At 66.2% G+C, this 19,585-nt stretch carries 21 protein-coding genes; 11 read left to right on the plus strand and 10 right to left on the minus strand.

The annotated features are described in order from the left end of the window. From G3N97_RS04885 to G3N97_RS04895, 3 genes are all read left to right on the plus strand, one after another. The coding region (locus tag G3N97_RS04885) for a hypothetical protein (RefSeq protein WP_241030392.1) at positions 1-1,063 on the plus strand (1,063 nt) is incomplete at its 5' end. A 170-nt stretch (positions 1,064-1,233) separates the two neighbouring features. Further along, a complete protein-coding gene (locus G3N97_RS04890; RefSeq protein ID WP_205992243.1) occupies positions 1,234-2,673 on the plus strand; it encodes a sigma-54 dependent transcriptional regulator in 1,440 nt (479 codons plus the stop codon). Positions 2,674-2,809: 136 nt separating this feature from the next. Beyond that, complete coding sequence (locus tag G3N97_RS04895) at positions 2,810-3,307, plus strand: dihydrofolate reductase (protein ID WP_205992200.1); 498 nt, start codon at positions 2,810-2,812, stop codon at positions 3,305-3,307. A gap of 82 nt (positions 3,308-3,389) precedes the next feature. Here G3N97_RS04895 and pmbA read toward each other — a convergent pair whose 3' ends face one another. Next, positions 3,390-4,760, minus strand: a complete 1,371-nt coding sequence (gene pmbA / locus G3N97_RS04900; protein ID WP_065061270.1) for a metalloprotease PmbA — start codon at positions 4,758-4,760, stop codon at positions 3,390-3,392. Positions 4,761-4,994: 234 nt separating this feature from the next. Here pmbA and yjgA point away from each other — a divergent pair, with 234 nt between their 5' ends. Together yjgA and mog are read left to right on the plus strand one after the other, a co-directional pair. Beyond that, on the plus strand, positions 4,995-5,615 hold the full coding sequence (yjgA, locus tag G3N97_RS04905; RefSeq protein ID WP_241030393.1) for a ribosome biogenesis factor YjgA: 621 nt from the start codon (positions 4,995-4,997) through the stop codon (positions 5,613-5,615). Continuing rightward, positions 5,602-6,225 carry a molybdopterin adenylyltransferase gene (gene mog, locus G3N97_RS04910; protein ID WP_065061268.1) on the plus strand — a complete coding sequence of 208 codons (624 nt, stop codon included), beginning with the start codon at positions 5,602-5,604 and terminating at the stop codon, positions 6,223-6,225. Before yjgA ends, mog begins: the two co-directional genes overlap by 14 nt. A gap of 125 nt (positions 6,226-6,350) precedes the next feature. Here the strand turns inward: mog and orn are convergent, their stop codons facing one another. Beyond that, a complete protein-coding gene (orn, locus tag G3N97_RS04915; protein WP_205992201.1) occupies positions 6,351-6,980 on the minus strand; it encodes an oligoribonuclease in 630 nt (209 codons plus the stop codon). Positions 6,981-7,101: 121 nt separating this feature from the next. On the opposite strand from orn, the gene G3N97_RS04920 reads away from it, so the two are divergent. The 3 genes from G3N97_RS04920 to G3N97_RS04930 are packed head-to-tail and all read left to right on the plus strand — an operon-like array spanning position 7,102 to position 9,669. Beyond that, positions 7,102-8,373 carry a M48 family metallopeptidase gene (locus G3N97_RS04920; protein ID WP_205992202.1) on the plus strand — a complete coding sequence of 424 codons (1,272 nt, stop codon included), beginning with the start codon at positions 7,102-7,104 and terminating at the stop codon, positions 8,371-8,373. Continuing rightward, positions 8,370-9,329, plus strand: a complete 960-nt coding sequence (gene rsgA, locus G3N97_RS04925; protein ID WP_205992203.1) for a ribosome small subunit-dependent GTPase A — start codon at positions 8,370-8,372, stop codon at positions 9,327-9,329. The genes G3N97_RS04920 and rsgA overlap by 4 nt, the downstream gene beginning before the upstream one ends. Before the next feature lie 16 nt (positions 9,330-9,345). Continuing rightward, complete coding sequence (locus G3N97_RS04930) at positions 9,346-9,669, plus strand: DUF2007 domain-containing protein (protein WP_205992204.1); 324 nt, start codon at positions 9,346-9,348, stop codon at positions 9,667-9,669. Between the two features lie 123 nt (positions 9,670-9,792). On the opposite strand, the gene G3N97_RS04935 is transcribed toward G3N97_RS04930, so the two are convergent. The 6 genes from G3N97_RS04935 to rpsP form a co-directional block, all read right to left on the minus strand. Continuing rightward, entirely contained in the window at positions 9,793-10,731 is a 939-nt protein-coding gene (locus tag G3N97_RS04935) for a CobD/CbiB family protein (RefSeq protein ID WP_205992205.1), read from the minus strand. A 156-nt stretch (positions 10,732-10,887) separates the two neighbouring features. Continuing rightward, the gene (locus G3N97_RS04940) at positions 10,888-11,592 is read right to left on the minus strand and encodes a CoA pyrophosphatase (RefSeq protein WP_205992206.1); all 705 of its coding nucleotides are present in this window, start codon (positions 11,590-11,592) and stop codon (positions 10,888-10,890) included. An 86-nt stretch (positions 11,593-11,678) separates the two neighbouring features. Continuing rightward, positions 11,679-12,074 (minus strand): 50S ribosomal protein L19, encoded by a 396-nt coding sequence (gene rplS / locus G3N97_RS04945; protein WP_205992207.1) that lies wholly within the window; start codon positions 12,072-12,074, stop codon positions 11,679-11,681. Between the two features lie 148 nt (positions 12,075-12,222). Further along, the gene (trmD, locus tag G3N97_RS04950; protein ID WP_074983877.1) at positions 12,223-12,990 is read right to left on the minus strand and encodes a tRNA (guanosine(37)-N1)-methyltransferase TrmD; all 768 of its coding nucleotides are present in this window, start codon (positions 12,988-12,990) and stop codon (positions 12,223-12,225) included. A 34-nt stretch (positions 12,991-13,024) separates the two neighbouring features. Beyond that, positions 13,025-13,777 (minus strand): ribosome maturation factor RimM, encoded by a 753-nt coding sequence (gene rimM / locus G3N97_RS04955; RefSeq protein WP_205992208.1) that lies wholly within the window; start codon positions 13,775-13,777, stop codon positions 13,025-13,027. A gap of 137 nt (positions 13,778-13,914) precedes the next feature. Next, positions 13,915-14,169, minus strand: a complete 255-nt coding sequence (rpsP, locus tag G3N97_RS04960; RefSeq protein ID WP_065061258.1) for a 30S ribosomal protein S16 — start codon at positions 14,167-14,169, stop codon at positions 13,915-13,917. A gap of 131 nt (positions 14,170-14,300) precedes the next feature. Between rpsP and G3N97_RS04965 the strand changes: the two genes are divergently transcribed. Both G3N97_RS04965 and G3N97_RS04970 read left to right on the plus strand, forming a co-directional pair. Further along, on the plus strand, positions 14,301-15,584 hold the full coding sequence (locus G3N97_RS04965) for a sorbosone dehydrogenase family protein (RefSeq protein ID WP_205992209.1): 1,284 nt from the start codon (positions 14,301-14,303) through the stop codon (positions 15,582-15,584). Positions 15,585-15,739: 155 nt separating this feature from the next. Continuing rightward, a complete protein-coding gene (locus G3N97_RS04970; RefSeq protein ID WP_205992210.1) occupies positions 15,740-16,213 on the plus strand; it encodes an NINE protein in 474 nt (157 codons plus the stop codon). 33 nt (positions 16,214-16,246) lie between these two features. Here the strand turns inward: G3N97_RS04970 and G3N97_RS04975 are convergent, their stop codons facing one another. Both G3N97_RS04975 and G3N97_RS04980 read right to left on the minus strand, forming a co-directional pair. Continuing rightward, positions 16,247-17,473, minus strand: a complete 1,227-nt coding sequence (locus G3N97_RS04975) for a PA0069 family radical SAM protein (protein WP_205992211.1) — start codon at positions 17,471-17,473, stop codon at positions 16,247-16,249. A 114-nt stretch (positions 17,474-17,587) separates the two neighbouring features. Next, positions 17,588-18,076: an Lrp/AsnC ligand binding domain-containing protein gene (locus G3N97_RS04980; RefSeq protein WP_074983885.1), complete on the minus strand. Its 489-nt coding sequence runs from the start codon at positions 18,074-18,076 to the stop codon at positions 17,588-17,590. A gap of 179 nt (positions 18,077-18,255) precedes the next feature. Between G3N97_RS04980 and G3N97_RS04985 the strand changes: the two genes are divergently transcribed. Beyond that, positions 18,256-19,542 carry a D-amino acid dehydrogenase gene (locus tag G3N97_RS04985; RefSeq protein WP_205992212.1) on the plus strand — a complete coding sequence of 429 codons (1,287 nt, stop codon included), beginning with the start codon at positions 18,256-18,258 and terminating at the stop codon, positions 19,540-19,542. The last annotated feature ends 43 nt before the right edge of the window (positions 19,543-19,585 follow it).

Genomic DNA, 19,585 nt, shown 5'->3' on the forward strand with positions numbered 1-19,585 from the left:
CACCAGCGGCGCGACCGGCGCGTCCGCCGCGAGCGGCCCGCAGCAAGGCGCGCCGGTCGGCGTGAATCCGACCGTGGGCGAAACGCAGAAGGAAGCGCAGCCCACGCGCACGCAGGCCGAGCAGGCCGTCGTCGAGCGCGAGCATGCGCCGCTGTTCGACCACAAGCTCACGCTCGACTGGGGTATCAGCGACACCTACTACGACCGCCGCCAGCTTCAGCTCTCGGGCTTCCTGGCGCTCGACGCGATCTTCCTCGGCAACATCAACCTCGGCGAGACCAAATCGCACCAGGTGATGGCCGATCTGGACACGCGGTACGGCATCACGGACCGCATGAGCATCGACGTGGACGTGCCGTACATCTATCGCCACAGCAGCTTCGTCGTGGGCGGCGCAGGCGGCGCGGCGAGCACGCTCTCCGATGCGTCGGTGAATTCGAACGCGATCGGCGACGTGAACTTCGGGATCTACTACCAGTTCCTGAAGGAAACCAACAACCTGCCCGACGTGGTCGGCAGCCTGCGCGTCAAGACGCCCACCGGCACCTCGCCGTTCGGCATCAAGGTGCAGCAGCTCACGCCCGACAACACCAACCTCGTCGCGCCGAGCAAGCTGCCCACGGGCACCGGTTTCTGGAACGTCACGGCCGGGCTCTCGGTGCTCAAGACCTACGATCCGGTCGTGCTGTTCGGCAGCCTTTCGTACACGTACAACATCTCGCGTTCGTTCGCCGACATCTCGTCCGTGGTCGGGCAGACGCAGCCGGCCGACGTGAAACTCGGCGACATCATCCAGTTCGGCGGCGGCGTCGCGCTCGCGTTCTCGGACAAGGACTCGGCCAGCATCTCCTACACGATGGCGATCGAGCCGCAGTCGAAGACCAAGGCGCCCGGCGGCAGCTGGACCGGCGTGCCGGGCAGCGAGACGACCGCCTCGACGCTCAACTTCGGCCTGAATCACGTGGTCAACAAGCACCTGACGATCAACGGCGCCGTGTCGGTGGGCCTCACGCCCGACGCACCGAACTTCGTCGTCGGCGTGCGGTTCCCCTACACCTTCTGATGAACGCGAGGCCGATCGTGCGCGAACCCTCACATCTGAGCGCCACCGTGACACCTTTCATTGGCGTGAGCCAGCGGCTCGCGGTGGCGTCCGTCCCCCAGACCACCGTGGCCGCGAGGCCGGACAAGACGGCGTCGGACGTGGCCGTGGCTGACGTCGCGGCGTCCGGCATGGCCGCGGCGCGCGCGAGCGACGCACGGCCGGTCGCCGAGCTGGAGCGCGTGCTGCTGTACGTCGCGCGCACGCCCGACACACAGTTGAGCGCGCACCTGAAAAGCCGCGGCTGGCAGATCGTCACGGCGAAGACGGCGCACGAGGCCGCGCGCCTCGTGAAGGCCGAGCCCGCCTGCGCCGGCATCGTCGATCTGACCGGCTTCGCGCCGCGCGACATCGCCGGACTCGAAGCGGCGCTGAGCCTGCAGCAGGTCGGCTGGATCGCGCTCACCGACGCGCAGCGTCTCACCGACCGCGACGTGCGCCGCCTGATCCGCCACTACTGCTTCGACTACGTGCATCTGCCGGTCGCGCACGCGACGCTCGACTATCTCGTGGGCCACGCGTTCGGCATGGTTACGCTGTGCGACCTCGACGAAACGCCCGCCGCGGCCGCCGCCGCGAGCCAGGACGAAGACGAGATGGTCGGCACCTGCGAAGCGATGCAGCAGCTTTTCCGCACGATCCGCAAAGTGGCGAACACCGACGCGACCGTGTTCATCTCGGGCGAATCGGGCACCGGCAAGGAACTCACGGCGCTGGCGATTCACGAGCGCTCGCCGCGTCGCAAGGCGCCGTTCGTGCCGATCAACTGCGGCGCGATTCCGCATCATCTTCTGCAATCCGAACTATTCGGCTACGAGCGCGGCGCGTTCACGGGCGCGAACCAGCGCAAGATCGGGCGCGTGGAAGCGGCCAATGGCGGCACGCTCTTTCTCGACGAAATCGGCGATCTGCCGCTCGAAAGCCAGGCGAGCCTGCTGCGCTTCCTGCAGGAAGGCAAGATCGAGCGCCTTGGCGGGCGCGAACAGATTCCCGTCGACGTGCGCATCATTTCGGCGACTCACGTCGATCTCGAAGCCGCGATGCGCGACGGACGCTTTCGCGCGGACCTGTTCCACCGCCTGTGCGTGCTGCGCGTCGACGAACCGCCGCTGCGCGCGCGCGGCAAGGACATCGAGATCCTCGCTCATCACGTCCTGCACAAGTTCAAGCAGGACAGCGCGCGGCGCATTCGCGGCTTCACGCCCGACGCGATCGAGGCCATGTACAACTACAACTGGCCCGGCAACGTGCGCGAACTGATCAACCGCGTGCGGCGCGCGATCGTGATGGCGGAGAGCAAGCTCATTTCCGCCGACGACCTCGATCTCGGCCAGTTCTCCGAGCAGGAAACGATCACGCTCGCGGCCGCGCGCGAAGCCGCCGAGAAGCGCGCGATCGAAGCGGCGCTGCTGCGCCATCGGCACCGCCTGAACGAAGCGGCCACCGATCTCGGCATCTCGCGTGTGACGCTGTACCGGCTCATGGGCACGCACGGGCTGCGCGACGAGAAGACGATCTTCGGCGGCGACGCGGAGAACCAGCCGGAGGCCGAGCCCGCCGATCCAGAGTGAGATCGGAGTGAGATCGGCGCGGGAACCGTGCAGGCGCGGCGCGCAAGCATCGCGGCGCGAGGCCGGCGGGTGGGCGCACGGCGTCGGGTAGAATCGAAGCGGTTGACCTTTCAAACCTTTTGCACTTCGACTCACGATGACGACGCTCACCCTGATCGTCGCTCGCGCCCGCAACGGCGTGATCGGCCGCAACAACGAGTTGCCCTGGCGCCTGCCCGAAGACCTCGCCTTCTTCAAGCGCACCACGATGGGCGCGCCCATCGTCATGGGCCGCAAGACGCATGAATCGATCGGCCGCGCGCTGCCGGGTCGCCGCAACATCGTCGTGACGCGCGACGCCACGAAGCGCTTTCCGGGCTGCGACACGGCCACGAGCCTCGACGAAGCGCTCGCGCTCGCCGCGCAGGATCAGGCGCCCGAGGCGTTCCTGATCGGCGGCGCGCAGCTCTACGCGGAAGGCATCGCGCTCGCGCACAAGCTGATCGTCACCGAGATCGCCGCCGACTTCGAGGGCGACGCGCACTTCCCCGCGCCCGATCCCGATCAGTGGCAGGAAACCGCGCGCGACACGCTGCACGCGAACGCGCCCAACGATTTCGATTTCGCGTTCGTGACGTACGAGCGGCGCGATTGATAGACGCGCGCAACGCGTCCGCCAAAACAAAAACGGCACGCTTGGGCGTGCCGTTTTTCATTCGAGCGTCTGAACCGCGCGCTTACTGCCCCGCCACCGTCATGCGCTCGATCAGCACCGAGCCGGTCTGACGCGTGCCGCGCGCGAGCGTGTCGGCGCCCACCGCGACGATGTGGCGGAACATTTCCTGCAGCGTCGACGCCACGGTGATTTCCTCGACCGGATACTGGATCTTGCCGTTCTCGACCCAGAAACCCGACGCGCCGCGCGAATAATCGCCCGTCACGAAGTTCACGCCCTGCCCCATCAGCTCAGTCAGCAGCAGACCCGTGCCGAGCTTCTTCAGCATGGCTTCGAAGTCGTCTTCGGGGTTCGTCAGCGAACTTTGCAGTTGCAGGTTGTGCGAGCCGCCCGCGTTGCCGGTGGTCTGCATGCCCAGCTTGCGCGCCGAGTACGACGAGAGGAAATAGCCCTGCACCACGCCGTCCTTGACGACTTCGCGGCGCTGCGTGCGCACGCCTTCCTCGTCGAACGGCGCGCTACCCGCGGCGCGCGGCACGTGCGGATCTTCGACGACCTGGATGTGCGGCGCGAACACCGGCTTGCCCAGGCTGTCGACGAGGAACGAGGTCTTGCGATACAGCGCGCCGCCGCTCACGGCCTGCACGAACGCGCCGAGCAGACCCGCCGCCAGCGGCGCCTCGAACAGCACCGGCACCTTGCGCGTGTCCAGACCGCGCGCGTTCAGGCGCGACAGTGCGCGCTCGGCGGCGTAGCGGCCCACCGCTTCGGGCGAGGCCAGCTCGCTCGCGCTGCGGCGCGAGGTGTACCAGTCGTCGCGCTGCATGCTGCGGCCCGAGCCCGCGATGGGCGCGCACGCGACGTAGTGGCGCGAATACGGATAACCGTGAATGAAGCCGCCCGAGGTGGCCAGCACGAACTGCGAATGCTGCGCGGAGACGCTCGCGCCTTCCGAGTTGGTGACGCGCGGGTCGGTGGCGAATGCGGCGTCTTCGGCGCGGCGCGCGATCTCGACGGCTTCGTCGGCGGTGATGCTCCACGGATGATAGAGGTCGAGGTCGCGCGGCGCGGTTTCGAGCAGCTCGCGCTCGGCGAGGCCCGCGCAGTCGTCGTCGGCGGTGAAGCGCGCGATGTTGTACGCGGCCGCCACGGTGTCCTTGAGCGCCTGCGCGGAGAAGTCCGAGGTGCTCGCGTTGCCGCGCTTGTTGCCGATGTAGACGGTCACGCCGACCGACTTGTCGCGGTTATGCTCGATGGTTTCGACTTCGCCGCGCCGCACGGAAACCGACAGGCCGTCGCCTTCGGAGATCTCGGTCGCCGCGTCGCTCGCGCCAAGCGTCTTCGCGTGACGGAGAATGTCCGACGCGATTTCCTTGAGTTCGTCCTGGGTGTGCGGGAAAAAACGTTGCCGGGCTTCGATGTCTGCTGCCATTGTCGTTACGGTCCGGTTTCGGGCCAGGCGGCCCGCTTGTCGTGTGTCGGAGGTGTCGCATCAGGCGCCCTTGCTTCAGGCGCATTCCGCGATCATAGCAAGGTATGCGAACGCGCACCCAGCACCACGGGCGGCTGCCGGCGCGTACCGTCTCGCGGCTCGCGCACGGGCGCGCCGGCGCACGTGCGGCCCATCCGTCCGATGCGCCCTCCCGCGCGCGCTACAATACGCCCCATGAAACGCAAAACCCGCATTCAACCGATGAACGACGCTGTCGCCGAAGAGGACGACAACGGCTACGATCGCCCCAGCAAATCGCAGCTCAAGCGCGAAATGACCGCGCTGCAGGAACTGGGCACGGCGCTCGTCGAGCTGCCGAAAGACGCGCTCAAGCGCATGCCGATGACGGAAGACCTCGCGGACGCCGTCCACGAAGCGCGCCGCATCACCGACCACGAAGGCAAGCGCCGCCAGCTCCAGTACGTGGGCCGCATGATGCGCGGCCTGCGCGAGGACGAAGTCGCCGCGCTGCGCACCGCCTTCGACGAGTATCGCGGCGTGAACAAGGCCGCCACGGCGCGCCTGCACTGGATCGAACGCACGCGCGAAAAACTGCTCGCCGACGACGCCGCGCTGACCGAATTCATCCGCCAGCACCCCGCCGCCGACCCGCAGGAAGGCCGCACGCTGATCCGCAACGTCCGCCGCGAGCAGCAGCAGGCCAAGCCGCCCAAGTACTTCCGCGAACTGTTCCAGTGGATCAAGGACGCGAGCGCCCAGGCCGACGACGGCGACGATCACGACCAGGCCGGCAACGCGCACGCCGACGAAGAACGCGACGATGACGAAGCCTGAGCGCAGCCATCCCGATGAACTCGTGATCGGCCTCGTGTCGGTCAGCGACCGCGCCACCGCGGGCGTCTACGAGGACAAAGGCATTCCGTCGCTGATGGAATGGCTGGGCGCCGTGCTCAAATCGCCGTGGCGCGCCGAAACGCGTCTGATCCACGACGACGCGGCCACCATCTCGGCCACGCTCACGGCGCTCGTCGACGGCCTCGGCTGCGACCTCGTGCTGACCACGGGCGGCACCGGCCCGGCGCGCCGCGACGTGACGCCCGAAGCCACACTCGCGGTCGCCACGAAGGAAATGCCGGGCTTCGGCGAGCAGATGCGCCAGATCAGCCTGAATTTCGTGCCCACGGCGATTCTGTCGCGCCAGGTCGCCGTGATCCGCGAAACCGACGATCACGCGGCGCTCATCGTCAACCTGCCGGGCCAGCCGAAGTCGATCAAGGAAACGCTCGAAGGTCTGCGCGACGCCGACGGCGCCGTGAAGGTGCCCGGCATTTTCGCGGCGGTGCCGTATTGCATCGACCTGATCGGCGGCCCGTATATCGAGACCGATCCGAACGTCGTGGCGGCGTTCCGGCCGAAAAACGCACAGCGTCCGCCGCGCGCTTGATCCATTCGAGCCGCAACACGCCTGCAGCAAGCAAAACGGCGCCCGAGGGCGCCGTTTTCATCTATTCACCGCTTCACCGATCTCACCGGTCCGCGCGCGGCTTATCTGGCCGCTTATTTCGCCGCTTATTTGGCAACCTGCGCGTCCGCCGACGTGCTGGCCGCCGGAATCAGGAAATGCTCGCGGTAGTACTTGAGCTCGTCGATCGACTCGTGGATGTCGGCCAGCGCCGTGTGCATCGCGCGCTTCTGGAAACCCTTGTAGATCGCGGGCTGCCAGCGGCGGCACAGTTCCTTGAGCGTGCTGACGTCGAGGTTGCGATAGTGGAAGAAGCGCTCGAGCGTGGGCATCCAGCGCGCCATGAAGCGGCGGTCCTGGCAGATCGAGTTGCCGCACATCGGCGACTTGCCCGGCGGCACGTACTGCGAGAGAAACGCGAGGATTTCCTCGGTCGCGCTTTCCTCGGTCACCGTCGAGGCGCGCACGCGCTCGGTCAGGCCCGAGCGGCCGTGCGTGTTGCGGTTCCACTCGTCCATGCGGTCGAGCACGGCTTCGGACTGGTGGATCGCCAGCACCGGGCCTTCGACGATCTTGTCGAGCGTGGAATTGGTCACGACCACCGCGATTTCGATGATGCGGTCGTTATCGGGGTCGAGCCCCGTCATTTCCATGTCGAGCCAGATCAGGTTCATGTCGGTGCGCTCCATTGCCGGAGTCGCCTGGCCCGCCGGATCGGCAGAATTGATGTCAGTCATGGAAGAGAACCTGGAACGCTGAAACACGATGGGGACGCCGCGCGCGCGACGCCATCGCGAGATGCGATGGCCGGGCCGACGAGAACATATAATTGTCGCATAGATACCACGGACTTCCCGGATGCCTAATCTCTCCCCCGCGCTGGCCTTCAGCATTATTTTCGTGGCCGCCGTTCTGGCCATGGTCGCGACCAAACTCTGGCTCGCCTCGCGGCAGGTCCGCTTCGTCGCCGCGCATCGCGACGCGGTGCCCGCGCAGTTCGCGGCCACCATCCCGCTCGCGGCCCATCAGCGCGCCGCCGACTACACCGTCGCGCGCACGCGCCTCGGCATGGTCGAGATCGTGCTGTCCACCGTCGTGCTGATCACGCTCACGCTGCTCGGCGGCGTGCAGGCCATCGACCTTGGCATTTCCGACTGGCTCGGGCGCGACTACGTCGGCCAGATCGCGCTGGTCGGCGCCGTGCTCGCGGTCAGCGGCCTGATCGAGCTGCCGCTCGATTACTACCGCCAGTTCGTGGTCGAAGAGCGCTTCGGCTTCAACCGCATGACGCGCCGCATCTTCTTCGCGGACCGCATCAAGGGTCTCGTGATCGGCGCGCTGTTCGGCATTCCGCTGCTGTTCGTGGTGCTCTGGCTCATGAAGCAGGCGGGCAGCCTCTGGTGGCTCTGGACGTGGGTCGTCTGGGTCGCGTTCCAGATGCTCGTGCTGGTGCTCTACCCGTCCTTCATCGCGCCGCTCTTCAACAAGTTCGAGCCGCTGCGCGACGAGGCCCTGCGCTCGCGCATCGAAGCGCTGATGCAGCGCTGCGGCTTCGCGGCCAAGGGCCTGTTCGTGATGGACGGCAGCCGCCGCTCCGCGCACGGCAACGCGTATTTCACGGGTTTCGGCGCGGCCAAGCGCATCGTCTTCTTCGACACGCTGCTCGCGCGCCTCTCGGGCAGCGAGATCGAGGCCGTGCTCGCGCACGAACTCGGCCACTTCAAGCGCCGCCATGTCATCAAGCGCATGCTCGTGACGTTCGCGATCAGCCTCGTGCTGCTCGGCGTGCTTGGCTGGCTCACGCAGCGCGTGTGGTTCTACGAAGGTCTCGGCGTGCGTCCGTCGCTGCTCGGCGGCAACGAAGGCCTCGCGCTCGTGCTGTTCTTCATCGCGGTGCCGGTGTTCCTGTTCTTCGTCACGCCGCTCGGCAGCCTCAGCTCGCGCAAGCACGAGTTCGAAGCGGACGCCTTCGCGGCCACGCAGACCGACGCGCAGCAACTCGTCAACGCGCTCGTGAAGCTCTACGAGGACAACGCGTCCACGCTCACGCCCGACCCGCTCTACACGGCGTTCTACTACTCGCATCCGCCGGCTTCGCAGCGGATCGATCGCCTGATGTCGCACGCATGAGCCGGCGCGCCTCGAAATCCGCCGGCGCGCCCGCCTCGCCGGCGGCACAGGGCGGCGCGGCGGCGACGCTGCACGGCGTCGTGATCGCGGCCCACGGGCGCCACTATCTCGTCGCGCCCGACGACGGCGGCGCGCCGCTGCAGTGCTTCCCGCGCGGCAAGAAGAGCGAGGTCGCGGTGGGCGACCGCGTCGACTACCAGTCGACGTCGGCCGACCAGGGCGTGATCGTGGCGATCGGCGAGCGGCGCAACCTGCTCTATCGCTCCGACCAGTTCAAGTCGAAGCTCTTCGCCGCGAATCTCGACCAGTTGCTGATCGTGCTCGCCACCGAGCCGCACTTCAGCGAAGACCTGCTCGGGCGCGCGCTCGTGGCCGCCGAGGCCAACGGGCTCACGCCGATCATCCTGCTCAACAAGATCGACCTCGAGGCCGTGCTGCCGCTCGCGCGTCAGCGTCTGGAGCGCTATCGCGCGCTCGGCTATACGGTGCTCGAAGTCTCGGAGAAGCAGCATCCGGAGGAAGCGCACGCGATTCTCTCCGCGCATCTGAACGGTCATCAGACGATCCTGCTCGGCCAGTCGGGCATGGGCAAATCGACGCTCGTGAATCTGCTGATTCCGGACGCCGAAGCGGCCACGCGCGAGATCTCCACCGCGCTCAACAGCGGACGCCACACCACGACGTTCACGCGCCTCTACAAGTTGCCTGGCGGCGGTGCGCTGATCGATTCGCCGGGTTTTCAGGAGTTCGGGCTCTATCACCTGACCGAAGGCACGCTGGAGCGTGCGTTCCCCGAGTTCCGGCCGCTGCTCGCGCACTGCCGCTTCTACAACTGCCATCACCTGCACGAGCCGGGCTGCGCGGTGCTCGAAGCGGTCGCCGACGGCCGCGTCGCGCCCGAGCGTCACGCGCTCTACGCGCAGCTCGTGCACGAGATCAGCCAGATCGTGCGCTGAAAGCCGCCCGGCAGCCATGCTCAAGCTCGTTCGCGCGCCCAACGTGGTGATCGCCCAGCACTGGATGAACATCCTCGCGACGGCCGGCGTGCCTTGCGAGCTGCACAACCGCTATCTGAGCGGCGCGATGGGCGAGATTCCAGCCGAACAGTGCGCGCCGGAGATCTGGCTCGTCGACGAGCGCGACGAAAAGCTCGCCCGGAAGCTGATCGCCGACGCCACCAGCGGGCCGCCGCCGGGCGCGCGGCCGTGGCGCTGCGCGCAGTGCGGCGAGACGCTGGAGCCGCAATTCACGGTCTGCTGGCAGTGCGGACGCGAGCGCGATCCGCTCGACGATTGATGATTGACGATTGAAGCGGCGCACAGCTTGCCGCGATGAAATGCAAAAGGCCCGTGCAACCTGCACGGGCCTTTTTTATTCGCTTTGATTCGCTTGCCGCGACAGCAGCCTAAGCGCGCATGCTCACACCCAGAGCGCGATGGTCAGCATGAGCAACAGGATCATCCACAGGATCACGGCGCGCCAGACGAGGCCCACGGCCGATTGCAGCGTGCGCGGCGTGCAGTCGTCGCCGACCGTGTACGGACCGCCCTCGCCCGGCTGCGCGATGGCGTCGACGCTCGACTGCTCCGCGAGCGGACCCGACAGACGCGCGCCCAGCGCGCCGCTACCGGCCGCGAGCAGCACGCCTTCGTTGGTGTCCGGCCACTGGTTCGCATGGTTGCGCCAGGCGTAGATGGCGTCCTCGAAGTTGCCGACGATCGCGAAGCCCAGCGACGTGAGCCGCGCCGGAATCCAGTCGATCACGAAGAACACGTGCTGCGCGAAGTTCGAGAACGCTTCCGTACGCTCGTCGGCCGGACGCGACCATTCGCGCGCAAGGTATTCGGAGAGGCGGTACAGCACCGCGCCCGCCGGACCGATCGGCACGAGGAACCAGAAGAACACGCCGAACACGTGACGATGCGAGGCCACCACCGCGTGGATCAACGTGTGGCGCACGATCTCGCTCACGGGCATGTCCACGGCGTCGATGCCGGTCCATTCGGTGAGGATTTCACGCGCGCGCGGCACGTCGTCGTTATTCAGCGCGAGGTGGATATCGGTGAAATAGTGGCTGAACTGGCGGAAACCGAGCGTGAAGTACACCACCACCACGTTCCAGAGGAACGCCAGCACGAAGCTGATGTGATAGAGCACGTAGTAGACGAGCGCCGTGACGAGGGTCCACGGCAGCACGACCACGAGCCAGGCGAGCACGCCATGTTTCTGCTTGCCCGCGTCGAAGCCGTGGGCGGCCCATTCCGCATTGAGGCGCACGAGCGCCATGACCGGATTGTTGGGCGACAGCGCCCGCACCTGTTCGATGACGAGAGCCAGCAATACGGAAAAGAAGGTCATGCGACGCGCCGTGCGATTCGAGTGTTAGAAAGGTGCTGCAAAGATATCACAGGGCCAGATGTGCCTGAACCTCTGGCGGCAAAGACACAACAGCAACACGTTATCGGCACGAACGCGGGCGTTCTTGAGGGGCCGCCGAGCGCCCCGCACCCTGCCTCAGGCGAGCAGGAAACGATAGAAGTTGCGCAGCATGCCCGCCGTCGCGCCCCAGATGAAATGCGTGCCGCCCACGCCACGTAGATCGCCGGGCTGCACGCCTTGCTGCGGATACGGCATCGCGAAGAATCGGCGCTCGCCGCCTTCCCAGCGCCAGACGCGCACTTCGTGGTGCGCGGGGTTCATCAGATAGCCGAGCGGCACCTCGAAGATGCTCGCCACTTCGAGCGAGTCGGCCGCGAGCGTGAACGGCTCGTGCACGAGGCCCACCACGGGCGTGACGCGAAAACCCGTGCCCGTGAGGTAGTCCGGCAGCGCACCCAGCACCTCGACGCGCGCAGGATCGAGATCGACCTCTTCGTGCGCCTCGCGCAACGCGGCGGCGATCGGCGTGGGGTCGGACGGCTCGCGGCTGCCGCCGGGGAAACTGACCTGACCTGCGTGATTGCTGAGATTGTCGGCGCGCTGCGTGAGCAGCACCGTGAGACCCGAGGGCCGCATCGCGATCGGCATCAGCACGGCGGCCTCGCGCGGATCGCGGATCTCCAGCACACGCGCTTCCTGCGGCTCGGGCTGCCACGGCAGGCGCTGTTCGAAGCGCGCGCGCAGGCCAGCGGGCGTGAGCCGATCGGCGGCGATGTGAGGCAGATCGGCGCCCGTCGATTCGATCGGCAGGCTTTCGGGTTCAAATACTGGACGGATCAACGGCTGACTCGGAGTTCGGGCACAGGAGAGTATTTTGCGGCCAAAAAGAAAAAAGCACCCCGAAGGGTGCTTCTTTCTTACAGCTTTTACGCCTGTTCGGCCGGAGCAGCTGCGCGTTCTTTCGACACCAGCTTTTCCTTGATACGTGCCTTCTTGCCCGACAGGTTGCGCAGGTAGTAGAGCTTCGCGCGACGAACGTCGCCGCGGCGCTTCACCACGATGCTGGCCAGCAGCGGCGAGTACGTCTGGAACGTACGCTCGACGCCTTCGCCCGACGAGATCTTGCGAACGATGAACGCCGAGTTCAGACCGCGGTTACGCTTTGCGATCACGACGCCTTCGTATGCCTGAACGCGCTTGCGGTTACCTTCAACCACGTTCACGTTGACGATCACCGTATCGCCAGGAGCGAATTCGGGGATGGTTTTCTCGCCCAGCACGCGCTGGATTTCTTCCTGTTCGAGCTTTTCGATCAGATTCATGAATGACTCCGTAAGCCATCTTGTCGGCGTTCGTACCTGCGCCACAGTGCGGCAGCACGGCCCCGATAGAGGATGGATTCACAACTGGCGCCGTTCACGCATGAAGCGGCGCCGCCTTGGGCGTCCCGCGCCCTGCCCGCCCGAAGCGTTACGCTTCGCTCGAACCTTTCGCGAGACTAGCGAGCCATGCCTCGTCGGCACGGCTCAACATCTTGTTCTTGCGGGCCCGCGCAATCAGATCGGGCCGTTTGTGAAACGTATTGCGCAGCGATTCGCGGCGGCGCCATTGCTCGATTTCCGCATGATGGCCGCCGAGCAGCACATCGGGCACCCGCACGCCGTCGTATTCCTCCGGCCGCGTGTAATGCGGACAGTCGAGCAGACCGTCGACGAAACTATCCTGTACCGCCGAGAGCGCGTCGTTCAGCACGCCCGGCAGCAAACGCACCACCGCGTCCATCAGCGCCATCGCCGGCAGTTCGCCGCCGGACAGCACGAAGTCGCCCAGACTCACTTCCTCGTCGACGTGACGGTCGACGAGACGCTGGTCGATCGCCTCGTAGCGGCCGCACAGGATCACGAAACCGGATTCCTGGGCGAACTCCACGGCGCGCTCGTGCGTGAGCGGCTTGCCTTGCGGCGACATCAGCAGCACGCGCGGTTCGCGCGCGCCCTGCTCCGCCTGCGCGGCTTTCGCCGCGCCGATGGCCGCTTCGAGCGGCTTGGCCAGCATGACCATGCCGGGGCCGCCGCCGTAAGGGCGATCGTCGATGGTGCGGTAATTGTCGGTCGTGAAATCGCGCGGATTCCACGTACGCAGCGTATAGCGCTCCTGCTTCGCGGCCCGGCTGGTGATACCCCAGTCGGTGATCGCGCGAAACATCTCGGGAAAGAGCGTGACGACATCGAACTGCATCGCTCTCTCCGTTCAGCGAATCAGCACAGCAGGATCAAAAATCGGCGTCCCAGTCGACGACGATGCGCTTCGCCGCCAGGTCGACCGTCTTCACAAACACGCCGACGAACGGGATCAGCCGCTCGCCGGTGACAGGCTTGCCGTCCTTGCCCGCCGAGGGATACTCGACGCGCAACACCGACTGCGCGCCGTTGTCGATGAGTCCGGCGACCTTGCCGAGATCGACACCCGCCTCGTTGGCGACGTCGAGACCGATCAGGTCGACCCAGTAATACTCGTCGGTTTCCGGCGCGGGGAAATCGGCACGGCTCACGTAGATGCGTGCACCGCGCAACTGCAGCGCGGCGTCGCGGTCGGCGATTGCGTTCAGTTGCCCGACGACTGAGTCGCCATGCACCTTCGCGCTCGCGCGCACCGCGGAATGCAGCGTGGGACGCTCGCGGCCCTTGAGGAACCACCAGCGCTTTGCGGCGATGAGCGCGCTGCCGCCTTCGGCGTGCGGCGCGATCTTCAGCCCGCCTTTGAGGCCATAGGCGTCGATGACGGCGCCGACCTCGACCGCGTCGGCCGGCCAGCTCGCCTCAGATTCGGCGCGCAGACCTTCGCCTTTCGCGGCGGCGCTTTCCGATGCGTTTTCACGCACCTGCGCACGCGCATTGTCGCGAACCGGCGCTTTGCGCGTGAACGCGCCAAACGACGGCGCGGCGCGCCCGCCGGCCTTGCCACTGCTCTGCGATACCTCGCCCTTAGCCTTGGCGTCCGCTTTTGCGTCGTCATGCTCGGGCATGGACAAACCTCGCAGCCAGCTTGATGTCGTACACGCGGCTTACGCTACGCGCACGGTGAAACAGGTGAAAGACTGCGGCAAGACCGGGTACAAAACCGTAGTCGAGCGACGCAGCCCGGCAAGCATCATGCAAGCACTTAAGCAGCCGGAGCAGCCTTTTGCGATTGCTTCACGAGACGCTCGACAGCCGGCGACATTTGCGCGCCGTTTTCCTGCCAGTACGTCACGCGATCTTGAGCGATGCGCAGCGTTTCACCCTTGGTAGCGACCGGGTTGTAGAAGCCCACGCGCTCGATGAAACGGCCGTCGCGACGGTTACGCGAATCGGTTGCGACGATGTTGTAGAACGGGCGCTTCTTCGAGCCGCCGCGTGCCAGACGGATGATAACCATACTAGAATCCTTGAAAACCGGGGGTTCGGGACTACTGAAACATGCGATTATAGCCCGAAACCAATGGCATAACAAACACTTAACTGGAATCTTGCTCGGAGACCCTGTGAAAACCCCAGGAGAAAGCGACGATGCACGACGATCGAACGGCGATTCGCGCCCGCTTCGCACGAGCGTTCCAGCACACGACGGCCCGGCCTGACGCCCCGCACGGCGATTTTTTCGCCGCTGGCGCCTCCGCCACGCAGGCGCGGCCATTTGATCCGGCCCTGTCTCCCCGCCGCAACAAATCACATTGGGCCAGCGCGGCGACACGCCTCGGCATCGCGCTGCTGCTCCTCCTGCTCGCGCCGCTCGCGCGCGCCGCTCTGCCGATCGAGCGCATCCAGTTGCCGCCGGGCTTCCACATCGAAGTCCTCTCCGACGACGTGCCCGCCGCGCGCGAAATGACGCTCTCGCCGCAAGGCATTCTCTACGTGGGCAGCATGGACAGCCGCGTCTACGCGCTCGAGTTGCGCGACGGGCGCGTCGTCAAACGGCACGTGATCGCCTCGGGGCTCACGATGCCCGTCGGCGTGGCCTGGCGCGACGGCGCACTGTATGTCTCCGCGGTTTCGTCGATCGTGCGGCTCGACGGCATCGACACGCATCTCGACGACCCGCCCAAGCCCGCCGTGGTCACGTCCTCGCTGCCCGATTCGCGCCATCACGGCTGGAAGTTCATCGCTTTCGGTCCCGATGGCAAGCTCTACGTGCCGCAAGGCGCGCCGTGCAACGTCTGCCTGCCGGCGAACGATCCGCAGCGCACGCACTACGCGATGATCGGCCGCATGGACCCGGACGGCACGCACTATGAAACCCTCGCGCGCGGCGTGCGCAACACCGTCGGTTTCGCGTGGCATCCGCGCACGCACGAACTCTGGTTCACCGACAACGGCCGCGACATGCTCGGCGACGATATCCCTTCCGACAAACTCAACCGCCTGCCGCGCGCGGGCCTCGATTTCGGCTTTCCGTACTGTCATGGCGGCGACGTGAGCGACCCCGAGTTCGGCAAGGATCATCCGTGCAGCGCTTTCACGCCGCCGGTCGCGCAACTGGGCGCGCACGTCGCGGCGCTCGGCATGCGCTTCTATACAGGCGCGATGTTCCCGCCCGAGTATCGCGACAGTATTTTCATCGCCGAGCACGGTTCGTGGAATCGCAGCAAGAAGGTGGGCTACCGCGTGGTGCGCGTGAGCGTCGATGCGGACGGCAAGAACGCGAAGCAGCAGGTGTTCGCGCAAGGCTGGCTCAACGCGGACGACACCCAGTGGGGACGTCCCGCCGATGTGCTGCCCTTGCCCGACGGCTCGCTGCTCATCAGCGACGATTACGCGGGCGCGATCTATCGCGTGACGTATTCGAAGCCGTAAGCGCGGGCCCGGACGCCGCACGAACGCCGCAAGCGTGAGCGCGAACATAAGCGCCAGCCTCTGCTGGCGCGCGCGCACGCCACGTACAATGGGCCGCGCGCGCATTGCGCCCTCATCTGCGCTTCATCCGCTCTTCGCCTGCTCACTGCCTGCTCATGTCCAATCACAACAAGCCCGCAGCACGCTTTCGCAACAAGACGCTCACCGCCGCTCTCGCCTTTCTGCTTGGCAGCCTCGGCGCGCATCGCTTCTATCTGTATGGCGCGCGCGACGTGTGGGGCTGGGCGCACATCGCCGGCACGCTCGTCGGCATTCCGGGTGTGTTGCTGCTGATGGCCACCGAACGCGCGTCGGTGCCCGGCTGGGGGATGGCGGTGATCGGCGCGATTTCGGTGCTCTCGGCGTTTCTGGCTGCGATCGTCTACGGTCTGCGCCCCGACGCGAAGTGGGACGCGCAATTCAATGCCGCCTTCGCGGGCCGGCGCGCGAGCCGCTCGGGCTGGACCGTGATCTTCGTCGTGATCTTCTCGCTGCTGATCGGCGCATTCCTGCTGATGACCGGCCTCGCGCTTTCGTTCCAGACGTATTTCGAATCGCAGGTCGAAGCCGCCAAGGCGATTTCGCAGTAACGCGGCATTCACGTAACCGCAGCGCCATTGCGCTCAGAACAGATCGAGCTGGCGCTTCTGTTCCCGCGCCTTCGCGCGCACGAACTCCGACATGTCGAGAATGCCGTGACGCCGCTCGTTCAACCCGAGCCGCCGCACCGCGTTGTGAAAGCGCTGCTTGAGCAGGTCGGCCCATAGCCCGGTGCCCTTCATGCGCTGCGAAAACGACGACTCGTAATCCTTGCCGCCGCGCATGTCGCGCACGCGGCTCATCACGCGCTCGGCGCGCTGCGGGAAATGCGCGGCGAGCCAGTCCTGAAACAGCGGCGACACTTCCCAAGGCAGCCGCAGCACGATAAAGCTCGCGCTCGTCGCGCCCGCTTCGGCGCAGGCTTCGAGCACGCGTTCCATGTCGGGTTCGGTGACGAACGGGATCACCGGCGCGATGCTCACCCCCACCGGAATGCCCGCCTGCGCGAGCGTGCGGATCGTGCGCAGGCGGCGCGACGGCGTGGCCGCGCGCGGCTCCAACGTGCGCGCGATGTCGGCGTCGAGCGTGGTGATGGTGATGGCGGCCATGAACTGCTGGCGCTCGGCCATCGGCGCGAGCAGATCGAGATCGCGTTCGATCAGCGACGATTTCGTGATCGCTGCGAACGGATGCTGCCGCTGCGCCAACACCTCGATCACGCGCCGCGTGATGCGCAGCTCGCGCTCGACGGGCTGCCAGGCGTCGGTGTTCACGCCGAGCGCAATGGGCTCCGGCTCGTAGCCGGGTTTCGCCAGTTCGCGCGCGAGCAGTTCTGGCGCGTTGATCTTCGCGTACAGGCGGCTCTCGAAATCGAGACCCGGTGAGAGTCCCAGATAACTGTGCGTGGGCCGCGCGAAACAATAAATGCAGCCGTGCTCGCAACCGCGATACGGATTGAGCGATACGTTGAACGGAATGTCCGGCGACTGGTTGCGCGTGAGGATGCTTTTTGCGCGCTCCTCGTAGATCTGCGTGCGCAGCGCGGGCTCCGACGTTTCGCGCTCGCCGGCTTGCGCGTCCGATTGCTCGTCGATTTGCGCGCCCGCTTCATCGCTGCGCTCGCGCGCGTCGGATGGCGATTCGACGTGCTGCCAGCCGTCGTCGTAAGCCTCGCGCTGATCGACCTCGTAGCGCCCTTGCAGGTTCGTGACCGCGCCGCGCCCCTTGCGCGGCGCAGGCGGCGCGACGGGATACCAGGCGTCGGGGTCGGGGGCGCGATTAGCGTCGTTCGCGGGAGGGTTGCGGTTCACGGCGGGGCAAAAACAAAGCGTCTCGATACTGTACAAATATACAGTATCGAGACGCTTTGTCGAGTGCGAAAAACGGGGCGGAGTTGGTTGCCAGAACCCGACGCTTGAGCCGGGCTACTCGCCCACCGCGATCGTCAGCGTCTCCTTGATCTCTTCCATCACCACATAGCTCTTCGACTGCACCGCGCCCGGCAGTTGCAGCAGGATGTCGCCGAGCAGCTTGCGGTAGTCCGCCATTTCGCCGATGCGCGCCTTGATCAGATAGTCGAAGTCGCCCGACACCAGATGGCATTCGAGCACCTCGGGAATCTTCTGCACCTCGCGGCGGAACTGGTCGAACATGTTGCCGCTCTTGTGGTCGAGCGTGATCTCCACGAACACCAGCAGCGCCGCGCCCAGCACGTTCGGATTCACGCGCGCGTAGTAGCCCGTGATGACGCCGTCGCGCTCCATGCGCTTGACCCGCTCGATGCACGGCGTGACCGACAGCCCGACCTGCTCCGCGAGGTCTTTCATGGCCATGCGGCCGTCCTGCTGAAGCAGCTTGAGGATGCGGTGATCGAGCCGGTCGAGCGCGCGGACCGGCTGACGCTGCGTTCTCATATGTTTTTCCTGAAAATCAGATAAATACAATAACAAAACCTAGGCTTACAACAATAGCATAGTCGATATTACTGGCTACATCCGGATTTTCATGCCATCCGCCCTGCCGTCGATCAAAACGGCCACACGGAGTCCCGGCAAGACCGCGTAGCCCAAACAATTCTCTCTACGGAGCAGCTATGCGAGTCGTCGTGTTGGGCAGTGGTGTGGTCGGTGTGGCCAGCGCCTGGTATCTTGCCCGCGCGGGCCATGAAGTGACGGTGATCGATCGCGAGACCGGTCCCGCGCTCGAAACCAGTTTTGCGAACGCCGGCCAGATCTCGCCGGGCTACGCCGCGCCGTGGGCGGCGCCGGGCGTGCCGCTCAAGGCGATCAAGTGGATGTTCGAAAAGCACGCGCCGCTCGCCATCCGCCTCGACGGCACGAAGTTCCAGCTGCAATGGATGTGGCAGATGCTGCAGAACTGCACGGCCGAGCGCTACGCGCAGAACAAGGGCCGCATGGTGCGTCTGGCCGAATACAGCCGCGACTGCCTGCAGGCGCTGCGTGCCGACACCGGCATCCAGTACGAAGGCCGCACGGGCGGCACGCTGCAGGTGTTCCGCACGCAGCAGCAATTCGAAGGCGCGGCGAAGGACATCGCCGTGCTCAAGGACGCCAACGTGCCGTACGAACTGCTGAGCGCCGCCGAACTCGGCCGCGCCGAACCCGCGCTCGCCGCCGTCTCGCACAAGCTCACGGGCGGCCTGCGTCTGCCCGGCGACGAAACCGGCGACTGCCAGCTGTTCACCACGCGCCTCGCCGCGATGGCCGCCGAACTCGGTGTGAAGTTCCGCTACAACACGCCGATCGACGGCCTCGCCGTGCAGGGCGACCGCATCGCGGGCGTGCAATGCGGCAACGAACTCGTGCGCGCCGACAGCTACGTGCTCGCGCTCGGCTCGTACTCCACGAAGATGCTCGCGGGTCTCATGAAGATTCCCGTGTATCCGCTCAAGGGTTATTCGATCACCGCGCCGATCGTCAACGCCGACGCCGCGCCGGTCTCCACCGTGCTCGACGAAACCTACAAGATCGCGATCACGCGTTTCGACGACCGCATCCGCGTGGGCGGCATGGCGGAAATCGTCGGCTTCGACAAATCGCTCAAGCAGGCGCGCCGCGAAACGCTCGAAATGTGCGTGAACGATCTGTTCCCCGGCGGCGGCGATACGGCTCAAGCCAGCTTCTGGACCGGTCTGCGCCCGATGACGCCGGACGGCACGCCCATCGTCGGCCGCACGCCGCTCTCGAACCTGTTCCTGAACACGGGGCACGGCACGCTCGGCTGGACCATGTCGTGCGGCTCGGGCCAGTTGCTCGCCGACCTCATCTCGGGCAAGCAGCCCGCGATCAAGGCCGACGACCTCTCGGTCTATCGCTACCTCGGCGAACAGCACGGCACGCATCGTCCGGCTTACGCGTAAGGACTCGCCGCTTCGTTGAAGGCGGCAAAAAAAACGGCGGCGC

Origin of the sequence: Paraburkholderia sp. Ac-20347, assembly GCF_017104805.1 — a bacterium.
Taxonomy (GTDB): Bacteria; Pseudomonadota; Gammaproteobacteria; order Burkholderiales; family Burkholderiaceae; genus Paraburkholderia; species Paraburkholderia tropica.

What these genes read in the sequence shown, in the direction of transcription:
- G3N97_RS04930 (WP_205992204.1), top strand. Translation starts at nt 9,346, where the DNA reads ATGCTCAAGCTCGTTCGCGCGCCCAACGTGGTGATCGCCCAGCACTGG.
- trmD (WP_074983877.1), bottom strand. Translation starts at nt 12,990, where the DNA reads ATGCAGTTCGATGTCGTCACGCTCTTTCCCGAGATGTTTCGCGCGATC.
- orn (WP_205992201.1), bottom strand. Translation starts at nt 6,980, where the DNA reads ATGACTGACATCAATTCTGCCGATCCGGCGGGCCAGGCGACTCCGGCA.
- G3N97_RS04980 (WP_074983885.1), bottom strand. Translation starts at nt 18,076, where the DNA reads ATGAGAACGCAGCGTCAGCCGGTCCGCGCGCTCGACCGGCTCGATCAC.
- rsgA (WP_205992203.1), top strand. Translation starts at nt 8,370, where the DNA reads ATGAGCCGGCGCGCCTCGAAATCCGCCGGCGCGCCCGCCTCGCCGGCG.
- yjgA (WP_241030393.1), top strand. Translation starts at nt 4,995, where the DNA reads ATGAAACGCAAAACCCGCATTCAACCGATGAACGACGCTGTCGCCGAA.
- G3N97_RS04895 (WP_205992200.1), top strand. Translation starts at nt 2,810, where the DNA reads ATGACGACGCTCACCCTGATCGTCGCTCGCGCCCGCAACGGCGTGATC.
- G3N97_RS04890 (WP_205992243.1), top strand. Translation starts at nt 1,234, where the DNA reads ATGGCCGCGGCGCGCGCGAGCGACGCACGGCCGGTCGCCGAGCTGGAG.
- G3N97_RS04935 (WP_205992205.1), bottom strand. Translation starts at nt 10,731, where the DNA reads ATGACCTTCTTTTCCGTATTGCTGGCTCTCGTCATCGAACAGGTGCGG.
- pmbA (WP_065061270.1), bottom strand. Translation starts at nt 4,760, where the DNA reads ATGGCAGCAGACATCGAAGCCCGGCAACGTTTTTTCCCGCACACCCAG.
- G3N97_RS04920 (WP_205992202.1), top strand. Translation starts at nt 7,102, where the DNA reads ATGCCTAATCTCTCCCCCGCGCTGGCCTTCAGCATTATTTTCGTGGCC.
- rpsP (WP_065061258.1), bottom strand. Translation starts at nt 14,169, where the DNA reads ATGGTTATCATCCGTCTGGCACGCGGCGGCTCGAAGAAGCGCCCGTTC.
- G3N97_RS04970 (WP_205992210.1), top strand. Translation starts at nt 15,740, where the DNA reads ATGTCCAATCACAACAAGCCCGCAGCACGCTTTCGCAACAAGACGCTC.
- rimM (WP_205992208.1), bottom strand. Translation starts at nt 13,777, where the DNA reads ATGCCCGAGCATGACGACGCAAAAGCGGACGCCAAGGCTAAGGGCGAG.
- G3N97_RS04985 (WP_205992212.1), top strand. Translation starts at nt 18,256, where the DNA reads ATGCGAGTCGTCGTGTTGGGCAGTGGTGTGGTCGGTGTGGCCAGCGCC.
- mog (WP_065061268.1), top strand. Translation starts at nt 5,602, where the DNA reads ATGACGAAGCCTGAGCGCAGCCATCCCGATGAACTCGTGATCGGCCTC.
- G3N97_RS04965 (WP_205992209.1), top strand. Translation starts at nt 14,301, where the DNA reads ATGCACGACGATCGAACGGCGATTCGCGCCCGCTTCGCACGAGCGTTC.
- rplS (WP_205992207.1), bottom strand. Translation starts at nt 12,074, where the DNA reads ATGAATCTGATCGAAAAGCTCGAACAGGAAGAAATCCAGCGCGTGCTG.